The 1,388-nt window shown below is 57.1% G+C and carries 2 protein-coding genes; both read right to left on the bottom strand.

Features of this window, described 5'->3' with window-relative positions:
* The coding region (locus HP459_RS22955; RefSeq protein WP_171936926.1) for a YidH family protein at nt 1-266 on the bottom strand (266 nt) is incomplete at its 3' end.
* 92 nt (nt 267-358) lie between these two features.
* Nucleotides 359-1,388 (bottom strand): 6-phospho-alpha-glucosidase (locus HP459_RS22950; RefSeq protein ID WP_171936925.1); only part of this gene is annotated, 1,030 nt, incomplete at its 5' end.

The raw sequence follows: 1,388 nt of genomic DNA, 5'->3' as shown, positions 1-1,388 counted from the left end.
TAGGGGAGATCCTGCTTCAGACGCATCGCTTTTTCATTTCTCAGCCAGCGCAGATAGCCATAAATCGCCAGCACGCCGGCAATCAGGCACAGCAGCAGGGCCAGCACTTCGCGAATCAACGGAGTGGCAAAATCGGGGGCGAGCTGATCAAGGCCGACGCCTGCGGCCAGAAAGCCCAGGGCGGTGCGGATCCACGCTAAGAACGTGCGTTCGTTAGCCAGTGAGAAGCGGTAGTCCGGCGCTTCACCGAGGCGGGAAATGTTCATGAAGGTTCCTTGTCGTGCATCATGCAGGCTTCAGCATAGCGTAATTCAGCCAGGACAAGGAGACCGGCATCTGGCGATGCCGGTCAGAAAGATTAGTGCAGCTCTGGCCAGTAATCCTTATTAGCTTCAATCAGATCGTCCAGAATCGCCTTCGCCACCGATGCGCTCGGTACGGTTTTCGACAGGGTAATCGCCTGCCAGAGTTTCTGATACGAGCGCTGCTCCCAGGCGTCCACCACCAGTTTTTCCACCGCCACCTGCTGGCTCATGAGCCCTTTCTGGAAGTGCGGAATATCACCCACGGTCAGCGGCTCCGGTCCGTTGTGGCCGACCAGACACGGAATTTCTACCATCGCGTCGGCGTCAAAATTATGGATAGCCCCATTGTTAGGCACAATCAGCAACATGCGTTCCTGGGTGTTAAAGGCAATCGCGGTCGCCAGATCGACGATGTACGACGCATGTTCGTCGATTTCCAGTTCACCGGCAGAAGAATGACCGGCTTCGATAATCGCCCGGCATGAACTGAATACATGCTTCTCACGGTGATCCATCACTTCATTGGCGCGGGTACGCTCCGGGTTGGAATGGGCGACCACATAGTCCGGGAACAGGTAATACTTCAGGTAGGTGTTCGGCATGGTGTCCGGATCCAGCGCCTGTACGTCTTTGGCCTTGGCGAAGGTATCGTTCCAGCTCGCTTCAGTATGCGCATCTTCCGAAGGTGGAACATAACCGTTTTTCGCCACGTATTCGCGCAATTTCGGCATCAGATCGTATCCGTTCAGATCTTCAATCGACGTCCACCAGCCGAAGTGGTTCAGACCGTAGTAGCGCACGCGCATCTCTTTGCGGTCTTTCAGGCCGACGATTTGCGCCATACGGCCTTCAATGCCGATCGGCATGTCGCAGATGTTGAGGATTTTCGCGTTCGGACGCAGGCGGCGCGTGGCTTCCGCGACAATCGCCGCCGGGTTGGAGTAGTTCAGCATCCACGCTTTCGGGGAGTACTGCTCCATATAATCTACCAGCTCAAGCACGCCGCCGATGGAGCGCATGCCGTAGGAGATGCCGCCCGGCCCGCACGTTTCCTGGCCCAGCACGCCGTGGCGCAGCGGGATT

This window comes from Enterobacter sp. CM29 (assembly GCF_013179605.1).
Taxonomy (GTDB): Bacteria; Pseudomonadota; Gammaproteobacteria; order Enterobacterales; family Enterobacteriaceae; genus Enterobacter; species Enterobacter intestinihominis.
The sequence above is the reverse complement of the archived record's forward strand: the minus strand, read 5'-3'. Positions and strand labels throughout refer to the sequence as shown.